12 protein-coding genes are annotated in these 17,542 nt (G+C 38.5%); 6 read left to right on the top strand and 6 right to left on the bottom strand.

Annotation, left to right across the window (positions count from 1 at the left end; translation table 11 throughout):
- Positions 1 to 16 precede the first annotated feature (16 nt).
- Both AOR04_RS12920 and AOR04_RS12915 read left to right on the top strand, forming a co-directional pair.
- Positions 17 to 826 (top strand): phosphate/phosphite/phosphonate ABC transporter substrate-binding protein, encoded by an 810-nt coding sequence (locus AOR04_RS12920; RefSeq protein WP_007376105.1) that lies wholly within the window; start codon positions 17 to 19, stop codon positions 824 to 826.
- The gene (locus tag AOR04_RS12915) at positions 813 to 3,041 is read left to right on the top strand and encodes an ATP-binding protein (protein ID WP_096793567.1); all 2,229 of its coding nucleotides are present in this window, start codon (positions 813 to 815) and stop codon (positions 3,039 to 3,041) included. Before AOR04_RS12920 ends, AOR04_RS12915 begins: the two co-directional genes overlap by 14 nt.
- Positions 3,042 to 3,078: 37 nt before the next feature.
- Here AOR04_RS12915 and AOR04_RS12910 read toward each other — a convergent pair whose 3' ends face one another.
- Positions 3,079 to 4,596, bottom strand: a complete 1,518-nt coding sequence (locus AOR04_RS12910) for a S10 family peptidase (RefSeq protein ID WP_096793566.1) — start codon at positions 4,594 to 4,596, stop codon at positions 3,079 to 3,081.
- A gap of 279 nt (positions 4,597 to 4,875) precedes the next feature.
- Here AOR04_RS12910 and AOR04_RS12905 point away from each other — a divergent pair, with 279 nt between their 5' ends.
- The 4 genes from AOR04_RS12905 (at position 4,876) to mrcB (ending at position 10,377) form a co-directional block, all read left to right on the top strand.
- Positions 4,876 to 6,099 (top strand): response regulator, encoded by a 1,224-nt coding sequence (locus tag AOR04_RS12905; RefSeq protein ID WP_007376108.1) that lies wholly within the window; start codon positions 4,876 to 4,878, stop codon positions 6,097 to 6,099.
- 208 nt (positions 6,100 to 6,307) lie between these two features.
- Positions 6,308 to 6,646: a P-II family nitrogen regulator gene (locus tag AOR04_RS12900; protein WP_004587162.1), complete on the top strand. Its 339-nt coding sequence runs from the start codon at positions 6,308 to 6,310 to the stop codon at positions 6,644 to 6,646.
- Between the two features lie 9 nt (positions 6,647 to 6,655).
- Positions 6,656 to 7,885 (top strand): ammonium transporter, encoded by a 1,230-nt coding sequence (locus AOR04_RS12895; RefSeq protein WP_033015526.1) that lies wholly within the window; start codon positions 6,656 to 6,658, stop codon positions 7,883 to 7,885.
- A gap of 149 nt (positions 7,886 to 8,034) precedes the next feature.
- Positions 8,035 to 10,377 carry a penicillin-binding protein 1B gene (mrcB, locus tag AOR04_RS12890; protein ID WP_096793565.1) on the top strand — a complete coding sequence of 781 codons (2,343 nt, stop codon included), beginning with the start codon at positions 8,035 to 8,037 and terminating at the stop codon, positions 10,375 to 10,377.
- Between the two features lie 66 nt (positions 10,378 to 10,443).
- On the opposite strand, the gene AOR04_RS12885 is transcribed toward mrcB, so the two are convergent.
- The 5 genes from AOR04_RS12885 to AOR04_RS12865 all read right to left on the bottom strand — a co-directional run bounded on the left by AOR04_RS12885 (position 10,444) and on the right by AOR04_RS12865 (position 17,096).
- Entirely contained in the window at positions 10,444 to 12,285 is a 1,842-nt protein-coding gene (locus AOR04_RS12885; protein ID WP_033023282.1) for a methyl-accepting chemotaxis protein, read from the bottom strand.
- A gap of 179 nt (positions 12,286 to 12,464) precedes the next feature.
- The gene (hemL, locus tag AOR04_RS12880) at positions 12,465 to 13,745 is read right to left on the bottom strand and encodes a glutamate-1-semialdehyde 2,1-aminomutase (protein WP_008133947.1); all 1,281 of its coding nucleotides are present in this window, start codon (positions 13,743 to 13,745) and stop codon (positions 12,465 to 12,467) included.
- A gap of 33 nt (positions 13,746 to 13,778) precedes the next feature.
- Positions 13,779 to 14,795, bottom strand: coding sequence for an aspartate carbamoyltransferase (locus AOR04_RS12875; RefSeq protein WP_007376115.1), 1,017 nt, complete (start codon positions 14,793 to 14,795; stop codon positions 13,779 to 13,781).
- Positions 14,796 to 14,963: 168 nt separating this feature from the next.
- The gene (locus tag AOR04_RS12870) at positions 14,964 to 15,398 is read right to left on the bottom strand and encodes a CopD family protein (RefSeq protein ID WP_007376116.1); all 435 of its coding nucleotides are present in this window, start codon (positions 15,396 to 15,398) and stop codon (positions 14,964 to 14,966) included.
- A gap of 15 nt (positions 15,399 to 15,413) precedes the next feature.
- Positions 15,414 to 17,096 carry a chloride channel protein gene (locus AOR04_RS12865; protein WP_007376117.1) on the bottom strand — a complete coding sequence of 561 codons (1,683 nt, stop codon included), beginning with the start codon at positions 17,094 to 17,096 and terminating at the stop codon, positions 15,414 to 15,416.
- Positions 17,097 to 17,542 lie beyond the last annotated feature (446 nt).

Raw genomic sequence — 17,542 nt, 5'->3', positions numbered from 1 at the left:
CATATTAGGAGAGCTGATGAAGTATGTCGTTGCTATGTTATGTTTATTGCAAAGTTCATGGTTGTTTTCTCAAGAATATACTTTTGGTGTTGTACCTCAGTATGAATCGCAAAAATTGAATGCTATTTGGCAGCCTTTACTCAAACAAGTGAGTGAGCAAACAGGTGTAAAAATTGAGTTAATTACGGTTAAGTCTATACCTGTTTTTGAACAGGCTTTTGCTAATGGAGAATATGATTTTGCTTATATGAACCCTTGGCACAGTGTTGTAGCACATGAAAAACAAGGTTATTTACCCTTAATAAAAGATGCAGGGCGATCACTCCAAGGTGTTTTAGTTGTTAATAAAAAAAGTGGTATAGATAATTTAAGCCAGTTAGAGGGAGCTGAAATTGCGTTTCCTGCACCAAATGCACTAGGTGCTTCATTGTTAATGCGCGCCGATTTAGCCTTACTGTATGGACTAAAAATTAAGCCCGTTTATGTACAAACACACTCTTCGGTGTACTTAAACGTAGCACTGAACTCGACTAAAGCGGGAGGTGGAGTTTTAGGTACATTAAAACAGCAACCTAAAAATTTACAACAAAAGCTCAAAGTTATTTATAAAACTCGTGAAATTAGCCGCCATCCAATTGTTGCTCACCCGAGAGTTGCAAGTGAAATACAGCTTAAGGTACAGCGTGCTTTTTTAAATATAGGCGAAAGTGATGAGCATAAACACTTATTTGCAGGGATCCCAATTATAGAGCCCAGTATTGCGACCTTAGCGGAGTATCAACAATTAACTGAATGGGGGCTAAGCGCATTTTATGTTGAGAATTAATTGGTGGCGTAGTCTGCGAGTACAAAGTTTTGTTGCTGTAATAACATTTGGTTTTTTATTGGTTTGTCTTTTTATTTTTTACGCACTACCAGAGCAAGCTCGTTGGGTTAACGAAGGACTTTCTAAAACCGCACAACGGTCACTGCAACAACTGTCTACTTCAGTAACAACTCCTTTGCTTACTCGCCAATATGCTGAACTTTACGAGCAGATTGATAGCCAGCTAGAAATTCAACCGAATTGGAAAAGAATCCAAGTTATAGATGAGGTAACAAAAAACCAATTGTATCCATTGGACACTTGGCAGGACACAATTGAGCGTAGTGATGTTGTACTAAGTCAGCAGGTTTTATTTTTAGATAAACCTCTAGCAAAAATTATTTTAGTCGCTAATTTCACTAACGAAATAAATGAATCCTCAAAGCTGCATTACACACTAATATACAGTCAATTTACCATACTCGTTATTTTTTTCATGGCGCTTGCTTGGTTAGTTGATTATCGAATCACAACGCCTTTGCGCAGACTGGAATTTGCTTTTTCCAAGCTCGCAAAAGGCGATTTTAATTGTCATGTTGATAGGCAACAAAAGAATGAAATTGGCAGTGTTATCAATGCATTTAATAAAATGGCTATTGAAGTTCAAAGTAATCATCAAAAATTGAATAGGCTGCGCATTGAGGCGGAATCGGCAAGTAAAGCAAAGTCTGATTTTATGGCAAGTATGAGCCATGAATTACGCACTCCGTTAAATGCTATTTTAGGTTTCGCTCAGTTATATGAATATGACGAATTTGCTAATAATATACAAAAAGGTAACGCCAAAAGTATTTACCGAGCTGGTGAACACTTACTCTTATTGATTAATGATGTGCTTGATTTAACGGCTATCGAGTCTGGAAATATGCAATTTAATTTTGATTATGTGCCTATCAAACCACTTATCGAAGATTCTGTGGAGCTTGTAAGTGAATTAGCAAAAGCACAGTCAATGACTCTGTACACTGAAGGGTTCGATTTACTTAAAGGACTAAATTTTTATATTGATAAACGTCGCTTTAAACAAGTAATGTTAAATTTACTCTCTAATGCGATTAAATATAATAAACGAAATGGTGAGATTTACATAAGTTGTAAAATTTTAAATAATCAGCAGTGTGAAATTAGCGTTGCTGACACAGGGTGTGGCTTTGCAAATGATGATATTTCTCGATTGTTTAAACCTTTCGATCGATTAGGTGCAGAAACGAGCAAGGTCCATGGCACAGGTATTGGACTGGTCATTACCAAGGAGTTGGTTGAGCGCATGCAAGGAAAAATATCAGTACAAAGTGAATTAAATAAAGGATCGTGCTTCAGTTTGACGTTTAATACTTTTGAACAGGCTGGTTTTTCTTCTAATTCAGATGCTTGCGTAATCAAAGATAAAAACTTTTCAGCAAATTCTTTGCCTATTTTAGATGTATTAGTTGCTGAGGATCAGATTACCAATCAACAAGTATTAAAGCAGCAATTAACAATACTCGGTGTGCGCTCAACTTTTGTAAGTAATGGAGAGCAGGCTTGGCAAACATTACAAAACAAGCACTTTGATGTTTTACTTACGGATATCCAAATGCCTCTTTTAGATGGTTTTGAGCTAACGACAAGAATACGAAAAGATAGTCGTTTCGAACCTTTGATCATTATTGCCATTACAGCCAATATTGTTAAAAAGAATTTAGACGATTGCCATAAAGTAGGTATGAATGGTTTTTTAACTAAGCCTGTTGAGTTAGTGAAACTTAAATCACTTTTAATTAAGCACACGAAAACAGTGGTTAATTCTGAGGTTAAAACCAATCAAAAGCCTGAAACAGCGACCCATTCGTTTGATCAACTCGACTTATCTGTGTTGCGTGCAATGCTCGGAGATGATCCCGCAGTACATTGCATGGTATTTAATGCATTTTTGCAAACAGCAGGGGAGCAAGTTAAGTTGATACGTGAGTATGCAAGCTGCGATGACTTTACTGGCATAGCATTTCAGGCCCATGGCTTAAAATCATCATCAAAATCAGTGGCGACGATACGACTTGCAGATATATGTCAGGAAGTTGAAACTTTGGCAGAAAATAAAAGTGTCCAAAGCAACTTAATTGAAGAGTTAGAGTTATGTTTTAACGCTGTGATAGATCAGTTAAGTCGTTATTGTCAGCAATATGAAAATAAATAGGTGGCTCAATAAGAGCCACCTCTAGTAAATTTAGAGATTAGTATTTTGCAGCTTGGCCTTCTTTAGGCAAGGCATTTTTAATAAAGTTACGCAGGTCATTATTAGAGCTTTCTAGATCAGCATGGCGAAGGTACATCATGTGCCCGCTTCTATAGCCCTTAAAACTCAAACGTTCCCTCATTTTTCCGCTAGGATCTAACTGCCATAACGTGTATTTAGCATCAAAGTAATTGGTTGCGCCATCAAAGTACCCTGATTGGATCATGACGTTTAAATAAGGGTTTTGCGCCATTGCCAAACGAAGGTTTTCGCCAGTATTGTTACCCGTTCTATCCCAAGGGTGAACATTACCGAATAAGTTATATTTTATATCTGTTTTATAGTTTAACTCTTCACGTAAGTAGTAATTAATTGCAGGGGTAAAAGAGTGTAACCATGACGTAAGTTCAGCCCAGTAATCAGGAGACTCACCTGCGCCTCGTTTATCCATCCCCAAATAGCGAGAGTCTAGACGCCCTAAAGTTTGACCACGTTCACGTAGTAATTCTTTCCAGAAAAACTGGGTTGGAATATCTAAGTTATTTTGCTCAACAAATTTTTCTGACAAGCCAGCATAGTGCGCCATTTTTGTAATTATACGACGTTTTTCATCTGCATTAATAAAGCCACCTTTAGCAAGAGCTGGGATTAACTCATTTACAGTAAACAGCTCAACTTCTGGTAATAGCTCGTCTAAGTCTTTAGCTTGTAAATCGGCTTTAAGTGCTTTGTGATACCAAGCAGTTGCAGCGAAGTAAGGTAGGCGGTTGGCAGCTTTTATTGGGCCATCGCGCTTAATACCAATATCGGTAGGTGATACGAGTACAACACCGTTAATATACATCCACTGACTGTTTTGAAGCTCATGAGCTAAACCCGATACACGTGTTGTGCCATAGCTTTCGCCAATTAAAAATTTAGGCGAGCGCCAGCGCTCTGCTCTATTTACAAAAGTATTTAACCATTCAGCAAGGTATTTAATATCGGCATTTACACCAAAAAATAGCTCTTTTTGCTTTGCTTTAGAAAGGAGTTCGCCTTTCTCATTTTCAAGTACGCGAGAATAACCGGTATTTACCGGGTTTACATAAACAATATCGGCAATATCAAGCACTGAGTAAGGATTATCTTTTACGCCATAAGGCTGAATAGGGTAACCTTCGTCATCAATTTTTAATACTCTAGGTCCAGTATAGGCAAGGTGCATCCATACTGATGCAGAGCCGGGCCCACCATTAAAAGAAATGAGTAGTGGGCGAGTTGTTCTGTCGTCTACTTTGTCACGGGTATAGTAGGTATATTGAAGCGTTGCAATCGCATCGCCTTTATCATCCCACACAGGTTGCGTACCTGTGGCAACTGTATAGCCAAAACGTTGGCCGTTAATTTTGGCTTTGTGTTGAGTAATTACTTTACTGTCGACATCTATACGGCGTTGGTTATCTGCAAGTGAGGCAGTACTGAGGACTAAGGTGATAATAGCGATTGGTAAACTGATAATCCGACAAAGCGTCATGAGGTATCCTTATTATTGTTGATAGGCTATTAAAAGCAATTACTAGCTAAATAACAAAAGTATTGAGACTAGTGACCGATATTTTTGGTTGAATAAGTAATAATGTGCTTTTAGGTTAATTTATAATTTATTTATTTAGCTACTTATAAAAATCCGGTATATTTACGTGCCAGCTTATTATTGACTCTTTTGTATGATTTTATACCGTGAGAATGAAGTGGTGATATTTTGTACTTGCGGCTATACCGCAAAATTAATCAGAAGTTAAGAGAAGGGTCTATGCAAAGAGTATTAGTGGTCGAAGACAGTAAAGTAGTACAGCAGGTTCTACGCCACTTAACTGCACATTATTTAGACGTTACTGTCGATTTCGCTTGGTCTTTAGCTGAATGTGAAGCGAATGTTGAAAAACATAAATACTCACTTGCTCTTGTAGACTTAACGTTGCCTGATGCACCGAACGGGGAAGTTGCAAAATATACCTTATCTAAAAAAATCCCAACCGTTGTACTGACTTCAAAAATTGATGAATATAAACGCCAGCAAATGCTTGAGTTAGGGGTTGTCGATTACGTAATAAAAGATAATCGCGATTCATACCACTACGCGGTGAAGTTGGTAGCACAGCTTCTGCGAAACCAAGGGTGTAAAGCATTAATCGCAGATGATTCTGTATTGAGTCGTTCCTTGATGAAGCAAATGCTCGAAAAGCAATTATTTGATGTAACAGCGGCACACGATGGTCAACAAGCGCTTGATATATTAAAGGCAGACCCTGACATTAAGTTACTGATGACTGACTATGCAATGCCTACAATGGACGGTTTTGAACTAGTTAAAGCGGTGCGAAATTTTAGAGGCCGTGATGATTTAGCGATTATAGGATTATCGGGGGCTGGAAAACATGGTTTATCAGCCCGCTTTATCAAATATGGCGCGAACGATTTTTTAACAAAACCGTTTATGAATGAAGAGTTTCATTGTCGGGTGTTACAAACAATGGAACAGCTTTCGTTAATTGCAGATATCAAAGAGAGTGCTTTTAGGGATCATTTAACGGGTCTTTATAATCGACGTTATTTTTATCAATATGCAGAAAAATTATTAAAAACTAAAAATCAAAATAACACCTTAGCTTTACTTGATATCGATCTTTTCAAAAACATAAACGATACATTAGGACACGAAGGTGGTGATCAAGCGTTAAAGCAAGTAGGAGCACTGATTCGTTCTGCATTTGCTAACTTTACTGTTGCGAGAGTTGGGGGGGAGGAATTTGCCATTATTTTACCTGATATAGGGCTAGCTAGAGGGCGCGAATATCTCGAAGCATTTAGAAAGAAAATGGCAATGTATGATTTTTCTATCAGCGATCGGTCATTCACTATTACTACTAGTATTGGTTTAGCCGAATTTCAAAACACCAGCTTAAGCGATGCAATGCGCGTTGCAGACACTGCTTTATACGAAGCTAAAAATAGAGGACGCAACTGTATTGTATAAATGCATTATTGCTTTTAATTGGTGCAGAATCATCTAATGCACCAATGTAGCTGGCTTGTTAAAAAAATGCACCTAAATGGTGCGTTTTTTTTGTCTTTTTTTTGGGTTTTGTAGTTAAGTTATTGTTTAATAATACTATAAAATAGTGGCACAAAGGTTGGATTGTATTAGCTAACAGGATAACAATAAAGAGTCCGAGGGGGCCGCTATGAAAATGATTAGTGCAATCATAAAACCATTTAAATTAGACGACGTGCGTGAAGCACTCGCTGATTTAGGAATTGAGGGGATGACAGTAGTTGATGTTAAAGGTTTTGGACGTCAACGAGGTCATACAGAATTGTATCGTGGAGCTGAATACCAAGTAGATTTTATTCCTAAGATCAAACTTGAAATTGCAACTCGTACTGAAAATTGTCAACGCGTTGTTGAAGCAATTACTAAAATTGCATCAACAGGTAAAATCGGTGATGGTAAGATTTTTGTGTACGACCTAGATCAAATTGTCCGTATCCGTACTGGCGAACTTGACGAAGAAGCGATTTAAGGGGGAATCATGGAAAATACAATAATAGAACTAAAATTTTCACTCGATACCTTCTATTTTTTAATATCAGGTATATTAGTAATGTGGATGGCAGCAGGTTTTGCCATGTTAGAAGCGGGTTTAGTTCGCTCTAAAAATACAGCTGAAATTTTAACTAAAAATGTCGCGCTATATTCAATTGCATGTACGATGTTTTTATTAGTTGGCTACAACATTATGTATGTAGACAATGCCGAAGGTGGTTTTATTCCTTCAATAGGCGCTTTAATTGGCACACAAGCTGCTGATGCTGACCATTCTTTAGAATCTGACTTTTTCTTCCAAGTAGTATTTGTTGCAACGGCTATGTCGATTGTATCGGGTGCAGTTGCTGAGCGTATGAAGCTATGGGCTTTCCTTGGCTTTGCTGTAGTACTTACTGGCTTTATCTACCCTGTTGAAGGTTACTGGACATGGGGTGGTGGTTTCTTATCTGAAATGGGCTTTGTAGATTTTGCAGGTTCTGCAATTGTACATGGCGCAGGTGCAGCTGCTGCACTAGCTGGTGTATTAATCCTAGGTGCTCGTAAAGGCAAATATGGTAAAAACGGTGAAATATACCCAATTCCAGGTTCAAACTTACCACTTGCTACACTCGGTACATTTATTTTATGGATGGGTTGGTTTGGCTTTAACGGTGGTTCTCAATTACTACTTTCGGATAAAGAAAACGCAACTGCGGTAGGTCAAATATTACTTAATACTAATGCAGCTGCTGCAATGGGTGCTATTGCTGCACTGTTTGTATGTAAGATACTTTGGGGCAAATCAGATTTAACCATGGTATTAAACGGTGCATTAGCAGGTTTAGTTGTAATTACTGCTGACCCACTTTCACCTTCTCCATTAATGGCATGTTTACTAGGTTTACTTGGTGGCTCATTAGTTGTGTTTAGCATTATAGCACTTGATAAAGTTAAGATTGACGATCCAGTTGGTGCTATCTCTGTACACGGTGTGTGTGGTGCATTAGGTATTATGTTAGTACCGCTAACTAATGGTGATGCAAGCTTTGTTAATCAGTTAATTGGTCTAGTGTGTATTCTTGCCTTTGTATTTGTAGCATCATTTATTGTTTGGACTGTGCTTAACAAAACGATGGGTATACGTGTAACAGAAGAAGAAGAGTTAAATGGTATGGATCAACACGATTGTGGTATTGAAGCCTACCCAGAATTTGTTTCTGTTCGAAATAGCTAATAGTTTATTTAAATAATAGTGTGTTTACACAAAGCCCTACTTCGGTAGGGCTTTTTTTGTTTCAGGGGGGTTAACTTTTCGGATGTTAGGATATGCCCAATATGCTAAGCTCACACTCGTGAATAACCCTTGGAATAAATTACACTTAAATGGCCGACAATAACAAAACACCTACCAGCAAACCTGCAGCTAAACGTGCAAGAAAATCATCAAGCACGACAAAAAAAAGCACCTCAAAGGGGCGTAAAAAAACAGTTAAATCCACTGTTAAACGCTCTTTTATGCGAAAAACATGGTCAGTGTTTTGGAAATTAAGCTTGGCTGTTTTCATTGCTATGGCAATGTATTTAATTTATTTAGATTCAAAAACAACACGTATATTTGAAGGTAATAAATGGCAGTTACCAGCGCAGGTTTATGCTCGTTCAATGGCGTTTTATCCGGGGCAGTTTTTATCAAGTCAGGAAGTAGTGTTTGAGCTAGAGCGTTTAAATTACTCATCAGTTAATAGGCTGAGTCGAACAGGGCAGTTTGTTAAGACTGCAAATAGCATCAAAATTTATCGTCGTGATTTTGAATTTTATGATGGCCTTGAAGAGTCCCATATTATTGAACTTCGTTTTTCAGGGCAAAAAGTGGCTACTATTAAAGATAAGTTTGGTAGGCGTTTAAATAGTGCTCGCTTAGAACCGGTGCAAATAGCCCGCATTGGTAACGATTCTAAACAAGATAGAGAATTTGTGCCATTGGATAAGTTTCCGGCAATGTTAAAAGATACTTTACTCGTTGTTGAAGATCGTAATTTTTATGAACACCATGGTGTATCTGTTTTTTCTATTTTACGTGCACTTTATACTAATATTAGAGCTGGGCGTACAGTGCAAGGAGGTAGCACACTTACCCAGCAGTTAGCTAAAAATATTTACCTAACGCGTGAGCGTTCTTTAATGCGAAAAATAAATGAGGCATTCATTGCACTTATTTTAGATTATCGTTATTCAAAAGATCAGATTCTTGAAGCTTATTTAAATGAAGTCTATTTAGGGCAGTCATACAACCAAGGTGTTCATGGGATGGGGCTTGCCTCTGACTTTTACTTTTCAAAGCCTGTAGACGAGCTTGAGTACGATCAAATTGCTCTGCTGGTGGCAATGGTTAAAGGCCCTTCTTATTACAATCCTCGTCGTTACAAAGAGCGCACAATGGAGCGCCGTGATTTAGTACTTCGCCTTATGGTTGAAAGTAAACTGCTTAGTACAAAAGAATATCGCGCATCACTTAAACGTCCAATTGATATTGCACCAATGAAAGCTAGTTTGCAAAAATCCTATCCGGGCTATTTAGAGTTAGTAAACAGGGAGCTAAATAAATTGTTGCCAGATCAACAAACACTAGATGCAGGTGTTAGGGTGTTTACCTATTTTGATCTACAAAAACAAACAGCAATGGAAGAATCTATTGAAAAGAGCTTACCGTATTTAGAAAAACGCCCAAAAACTGAAAAATTAGAAGCCGCCATGATTTCAGTTAATGTCGAAAAAGGCGGTGTATCGGCACTTGTTGCTGGGCGCGATGTACGTTACTCAGGGTTTAATCGTGTTTTAGATACAAAACGTAATATAGGCTCGCTGGTAAAACCTGCCGTGTATTTAACGGCGCTTCAGTTACCACATTATAATTTATCAACACTGCTTGATGATTCACCGTTGCAAGTAACAAATGAGCAAGGGAAAGTGTGGCAGCCTGAGAACTTTGATCATCAATACCGTGGTGCAATGCCTCTTTACAAAGCATTTAGTAACAGTATTAATATTCCTGCAGTAAATTTAGGGCTTGATGTAGGTGTTGATCAAGTGGCAAAAACATTAAAAGGGTTAGGTGCTACCGGGTCTATAGACGAATACCCGTCTCTGCTTTTAGGAGCTGTTGAAATGTCGAGTCTTGAAGTCGCTCAGCTTTATACAACAATTGCTGCTGATGGCGAATATAAAAAGCTCACTGCAATTTCGGCATTAACTGACTCGGTTGGTAAAGTACTTTATAAGCATAAAGTAAATGCAGAGCCTCGTTTTGATAAATCAGCAATGTATATGACTAAGTACGCAATGAAGCGCGTAACGAAAGACGGCACAGCTAAACGCTTAAATTTACACTTCCCGTCAATTCAACTAGCAGGTAAAACTGGAACCAGTAATGATTTACGTGATAGCTGGTTTGCAGGCTTTGATCAAAATACAGTGACTGTTGCGTGGCTTGGTCGAGACGACAACAAAAGTACGGGGTTAACAGGCAGTGTGGGAGCGCTTGAAGCCTATATACGTTACTTAAAGCCACTTAACCCACAAGCAATCGCTGATACTCGTCCGCCATCAATACGCTGGGCATTTGTAAATGAGCAAACGGGTAAGCAAGCGCCACCAGGATGTGGCAAGGTAATTCAGCTACCGCTTAGAGCGAGTGAGTTTGAGCCAAGACCACAATGTATTCGTTAATCTAAGACTACCTTAAACAACAAAGCCGCTTATTTAGCGGCTTTGTTGTGAATTAAAGTCAATTAATTATGATTTAAAAAAGCTCATAGACTTAGTTAGGTCATTAGATAAACGACTTAACTGCTGGGCATCCTGAAGTGTTGATTGTGCCGAGATCAAGGTTTGATCCGCTAAGTTACTGACCGCTTGCGAGTCATTTAATGCTTGTGTTGTAGCATTTGATTGCTGTTTAACTCGTTCTGCAATAACTTCGCCCTGATGTTTAATATCACCCATGCTTTGTTCTGCACTTTGCAATACTTCGTTGGTTTGGTTGGCTGCTTTTACTGATTGTTCCATCTTCTCAACACTTGAACGCATTTTCTGTTGTGTGTCGTCAGAAGCTTGTTGCAATGAGCTAATAATTTGATGAATTTCTTGGGTTTGTGTTTGTGTGCGCTGCGCTAAGGTTCTTACTTCATCAGCTACAACAGCAAATCCTCGACCATGTTCACCAGCTCTAGCTGCTTCAATAGCGGCATTAAGGGCTAATAAATTAGTTTGATCGGCGATTTCACTAATCCCTTTACTTACTTTACTTATTTCTTGGCTATCTTGCGCTAATCTGTCGAGTGCTTGCTGGCTTTCTGCAAATTCAATTTGCAAGTCTTGCATATATTTAGCCAGCTCCATTGTATTGTCTGAGCCTTGTTTTACATGTGAAGCGGCATCTTGAGCTGTCAGTGTCGCTTGGTGAGCTGACTCTTCAACAGTATGTGCAGTTTGTGCCATATCACTTAAAGCATTATGGATAGCATTTACACGTGTTTGTTGTTTAGTAACATCGTCACTTGTTTGGCTACTTGCATGCGATAGTGATTTTGTGGCATCACACAGTTCTACCGTACTTGCCTTTACATCTGACAATAAATGCGAGAATGCATTTAACAAAGCATTATATCTCGAAGCAATAATACTCATTTCATCACTACCAGTTGAGTGAAGAATTGCTTTTAAATCCCCATTAGCAGCTTTATTTGCGGCTTCAGCGAAGCGGTTTATAGTATCAACCACAGCAAAGTAGAAGCCGACCATTAAATAAAAGGCAAAAATTAAGCTACAAACTGAAGCAGCTAATACAATGTTACGTGTCCATTGTTGCGTTTTCAGTTTATTTTCAACTAAAGATTCTAGAGTTGGAATACTCTTATTTATCAATGTACTGATACTGTTATTAACATCATTTGTTAGCTGTTCAAATTTACTTTTACTTAGTTCTATATCATCTGGCTCAAGTAACTTTTTGTCTATCGCATTTTTGAATGCATACACAGTTTCTTGTAGTTGCTGTAGAGCAGGGGTAAGTATTTTACTAACTGATTTGTCTGCTGCAGTTGCTACGGTTAAAGTTTTTTCTAATTGCTTTTCATACAGAGGCAATGACTTACTAAGATTGGAGAGAGCAATAAATGTATCGGGTGTAAATCTGTTACTGGTTAGTACTGTATTTGCGCTTTCGGTCGTTAAATTTATTTGCATTATAAGTGCAGGGATCGGGGTGACTAATGCGCGATTTACATAAGCACTGGCAAGTTGGCTATCAAGTGCTAAATTAGACTCAATTGAAACAAGTTCTAGCACATCATCAGCTTGACCATCTTTTATTGTGAAGCCTAGTTCGCGAGCAACTTTTATATTTTTACTGCTTGTTCCAAGCATTTGATTATTAAGTATGGCTTGATAACCTTTTAAGCCTTGCTGCTGCATTTTAGATACGTTAATGCTATCACTTAATAGCGACACTAGAAAAAACAAACTAATAGCAAGAGGAACTAACAATATACCAAATGTAAGGCTAATTTTTGTTTTGTACTTTAAATTAGCCATTAGCCTGGTGGCAGGTGCTGTGAATTGTCGTAATCCTGACATAAGACTCTCTTGTATTATTGAATAGGGAATTAATGCTAACTAGACCTTGTTAAGGTTAATTATCATTCATTTAAATTACTTTACAAATAAAAAAAGCCCTTTTGGGCTTTTTTTAATCATTTATATTAATTATACGTATTAAAAACAGGCGTTTAATTAATACAAAAGTAATTTTTAAGTTACAGTTTGGCAAATGAGCGTTCGGCAGCTGCGATGGTCTCTTTTACTTCCTGAACAGAGTGTGCAGCACATACAAAACCGGCCTCAAACGCAGATGGTGCTAAGTAAACACCTTCTTCAAGCATAAGGTGGAAAAAACGTTTAAAACGCTCTAAGTCACATTCAGTTGCTTGTTTGTAGGTTGTTACTTTTTCCGCATCGGTAAAAAAGAATCCATACATCCCGCCTGCGTAATTAGTCGTTAACGCAATACCTGCTTTTTTAGCGCCTGCTTCAAATCCTTCACAAATTGCTTTTGAAATTGCTTCTAGCTTATCGTGCAGGCCTGGCTCACTTAATAGCTCCAGTGATTTTAAACCAGCAGCCATTGCGATAGGGTTACCAGAAAGAGTGCCCGCTTGATATACAGGGCCAACAGGTGCAATGTAATCCATTATTTCGGTTTTACCACCAAACGCGCCAACGGGCATGCCGCCGCCAATAACTTTACCTAGACATGTAAGATCTGGTTTAATGTTGTAATAAGCTTGTGCGCCGCCAAGTGCCACTCGAAAACCCGTCATTACTTCATCAAAAATAAGTACTGATTTATATTCGTCACACACATCGCGTAAACCTTCTAAAAAGCCTGGCACAGGTGGTATGCAGTTCATGTTACCGGCTACTGGCTCTACAATAATACAAGCAATTTCGTCTGCGTATTTTGCAAAAATAGCCTTTACTTCATCTAAGTTATTAAACGATACCGTAAGCGTATGCTTTGCAAAGTCTTCTGGAATACCTGGAGAGTTCGGTACGCCCATTGTTAGTGCACCAGAGCCTGCTTTAACTAATAACGAATCTGCATGGCCGTGGTAACACCCTTCAAACTTTAATATTTTATCGCGACCCGTAAAACCACGTGCCAAACGAATTGCACTCATAGTTGCTTCAGTACCTGAGCTGACCATACGCACTTTTTCGATTGATGGGACTAGCTCTTTTACTTTTTCAGCCATTAAAATTTCGGCTTCAGTTGGCGCGCCATAACTGAGGCCGTTTTCTACTGCTTCGTGAACGGCTTGTTTAATCGCAGGGTGGTTATGCCCCATAATCATTGGCCCCCAAGAGCCAACGTAATCAATGTAACGATTACCATCAGCGTCAAATGTAAACGCACCTTCTGCTTTTGTAATAAATAGCGGCGTACCGCCTACACCATTAAAAGCACGAACTGGCGAATTTACGCCACCTGGAATAGAGGCTTGAGCGCGTTCAAATAAGTCTTGGCTAATTGTCATGAAAAATCCTATAAATTGTCACTTAAAAGGGGCTTAGCTATCGCGTTTGCGGCTAAACCAAGGTACGTCTACTTCATACTTCTCAACTTTGTTTTCTACGCCGAGTGTTAAAGCAAACAGTGCCATACGAATTAATACACCATTTTGTACTTGGCGAAATATAGCTAAATTGTCGTTAGCGTTTAAGTCATTATCGAGCTCGTTGGCTTCAATACGACTGTCACGCGGAAGTGGATGCATAAGAACAGAGTTAGGTTTACAGTGTGCACTGTAAATTGATTGGCTAATTCTAAATCCACCTCGGTATTTATTTGCTTCTTCTTGTGAAGGAAAGCGTTCTTCTTGAATACGTGTTTGATAAACGATGTCGGCCGCTAAATTGCCTTCCATCTTGTCTACCAATTCAATTTTGTGACCCGCGTTATCTACTGCGTCTAAGATGTAGTCAGGCATTTGTAAGCCATCGGGAGCAACCATCGAAAATTTTACATTTTTATAATGGCACAATAGTTTTGAAAGCGAGTGTACGGTGCGACCATATTTTAAATCGCCCACTAAGGCTATATGCATACCATCAATGTTTTGATCAAAACGGCTGAGTTCACGTTCAATAGTGAGTAAGTCAAGTAAGGCTTGAGTGGGGTGCTCATTTGGGCCATCGCCACCATTAATTACTGGTACGCTACAGCCCGTAGCAAACTCACTGACCGAACCTGAATCTGGGTGACGCATAGCGACAGCATCAGCATAAGCTGAAATAACACGTGCGGTATCGTAAAGTGATTCCCCTTTTGCAAGGGCTGAGCTTTGCATACCGGTTGTTTCACGAACTAAACCACCGAGTAAGTTAAAGGCTGTACCAAAGCTTACACGTGTTCGTGTGCTTGGCTCAAAAAACAAGTTAGCTAAAATAGCACCTTCAAGTACGTTGGTACGTTTTTGTTTTTTAGCATAAGGCTCCATTTTTTTAGCAACTGCAAAAATGCGTTCAATACAGTCCCTGTCTAGTTGACTAACAGACAGTATATTTTCACCTTGGAAACTTAACATGGGGTTATTCCTAGTTTTTCAAAAGGGCGCGATAATCCAAAAAATGGGGCACGCAATCGCGCGTATTAAAACAAAATTAAAATGTGACTTAACCTGAACTTTGGTTGGGTTGCTCACTAATGCATTGATAAATAATATTTAAATTTATTCATCTCTAGCCAGAGGTTTTCACAAGCTAGGCTTTATTACTGCTAATGCCACAATTATGAGTAGTGCAATAACAGGTAGCTCGTTAAAAATTCGGTAAAAACGATCCGTTTTAGTATTTCGGTCATGCTTAAAGTCGCTCAATAATTTAAAACAGTAGCCGTGGTATATATACAAAATAATAACGAGTACAAGTTTGTAATGTAGCCACATGCTGTATCTAAACCAATCACGACCATACTCAACAATGGTTAGTACTCCAAATACAGCCGTTAAAACAGCAAATGGGGTGACAAAATAAAGTAGTCTGCGCTCCATAACTTTAAGCATAGAGTTACACGACTTTTCTTCGCTCATGGCGTGATATACAAATAATCGAGGTAAGTAAAAAATACCGGCAAACCACGCAATCATAAAAAATATGTGGAGTGTTTTATAAATCAATAATGCGCTCATAATAATCCTTATTGTTTAAAGTAAGCTGTTACGAATGGTCAAAATATGATGAATTTGGTCCCAACGTAAAAGCCCCATAATTTGTTGATTATCTAAAAGGTTGTAAACGTACAGTGCGCCACTTCTTTTGTCTTTTAACATATCGAATGCATCGGCTAGTGTTGCTTGGCTACTAATTCCCTGCAGGCTAATGTAGTTTAAATTGATGGCCTGATCAGACATTAGACTTAAATCGTATTCAGCAAGCCTGTAGCCATTCTCCTCATCAAATACAATAAGTGGTGTTTGGCTATCCATAGCATCAAGGGTATTTTTTATTTGCTCTTTATCATCTGAATATAGCAATTTGAAATTTTCGTCCATGTCATCCATTATCCCTACTTTTTGTAGCGCTTCTGTGGCTGGAGATACATGATAGGGAAGTCCCTGAAAATCTAATTGCTGTAAAAATATGGAGCGATTTCCAAAAAATTGTAATGCAGTTACATAGGCTGTCGTTATAACAAGCATGGCAGGCACAATAATCTCAGGCGATGATGTTAGCTCCATAACGGTTGTTAAAGCAGCTAATGGGGCATGCAACGTTGCAGCCATTAATCCCGCCATTCCTAAAACCCCATAAGTACCTGCTATATCAGTTCCAGGACTAATAAATTGTGCGCAAAAGGCCATAAGAGTACCAATTAATACGCCAAGTCCGATCACTGGGCCAATTAACCCACCAGGAATACCCAAACCAATCGCAAATAAAGTGGCAAGTAATTTGGCAATTAAAATGGTGGTAAGTAATTTTACGTTCTCAGGGGATTCTACCGCAATGGTAATTGCACTCATACCTGACCCCATTGCTTGTGGTACTGCGTATGCAATTAAACTGGCAATACAGCCTGCAATCAATAGGCGAGGGAACATACTCAAAGGCTTAAATGTTTTAATAATTAACATTAAATTTTGATTAAAGCTAAATGCAATTGCACCGAGTGCCATGCCGCACAATATTAAATATGGGTAGTGCCAACCGCTAAGTGGCGCTATTGTAATAAGAGCAAGTTCAGAGCCTTCACCAAAAACAAATTGAGTAGCGAGTGCACCGGTAACCGCAGCAAGCATAATGGGCACAAATATATGTACTTTATATTCCCTAAGTACTACTTCCATTACGAAGATAACGGCTGCCAGTGGGGTATTAAATGAAGCAGCAATCCCAGCTGCAACACCACAACCCGTTAATGTACGCATCGCGTTATGAGGTAAGTGGAGCTTGTCGGCTAAAATGCTTGCACCAGTGGCGCCCATATGAACAGAAGGGCCTTCGCGGCCGACCGAAAAACCACTTATAAGTGCTAATGCACCACCAACAAACTGATTTACCGTATTATAAAGAGGCATTTGTCCGTAATGGCGCTTAATACGGTGAATAACAAAAGGAATGCCTAAACGGTAATGTTTAAAGCCAGTAAACGCAGCAAAACACGCAATTAATAGTGCGGCTATTAGCGGCATTAAAACACGTTCAAGAGTGGGTAGGGTAGTAAAGTCGTCAGGGGTTTCTAAAAATAAGCTTTGGAAAAATAAAATAGTTAAACGAAATAAAATAATAAAAAATGCAGCAATCAATCCGGCAACTACGCCTAATAAGCATAATTGTACAGATGTTTTAGGTTTTGCCAGCCGACGCCTGAGTTGCTCAAGCCACATGCATTATTTCCTCGTCATATTTTTCAGCGAGCAGTTTAGCAAATGCTAACCACTAAGTCCTTGTGATTTTGTAAAATTAATAACATAAATAGATTCACATAACTGATAAGGAAGTTGCTACTAAATTAACTTTATTTCCTTCAAAAATTTGCCTGAAAAAATATTTTGACATGTAAATTAACCTGCACTTTGGATAATAAATCTATCTCAAGCGGTTACTTTTAGCACTGACTGCGTAGAATCTACTCGCAATGAAAGTCTCTGGCTAGGGAAAATAAATTAAAATATCATATAATTCAATTTTTTAGTGTGTCACTTGAACAGTACTCAGGTTAAATTAGTTTTAATATTTATGGTGGTGTTCGTTGATACTATTTATAAACTTAAAATGAGTCGTTTTTATTTTTTAAATGGTTTACTTTTGTTAATATAAGGTATTAACAACT

This window comes from Pseudoalteromonas sp. 1_2015MBL_MicDiv (assembly GCF_002407505.1).
GTDB lineage: Bacteria > Pseudomonadota > Gammaproteobacteria > Enterobacterales > Alteromonadaceae > Pseudoalteromonas > Pseudoalteromonas fuliginea.
Note: the sequence above shows the minus strand (reverse complement) of the source record. Positions and strands in the feature narration are given on the sequence as shown.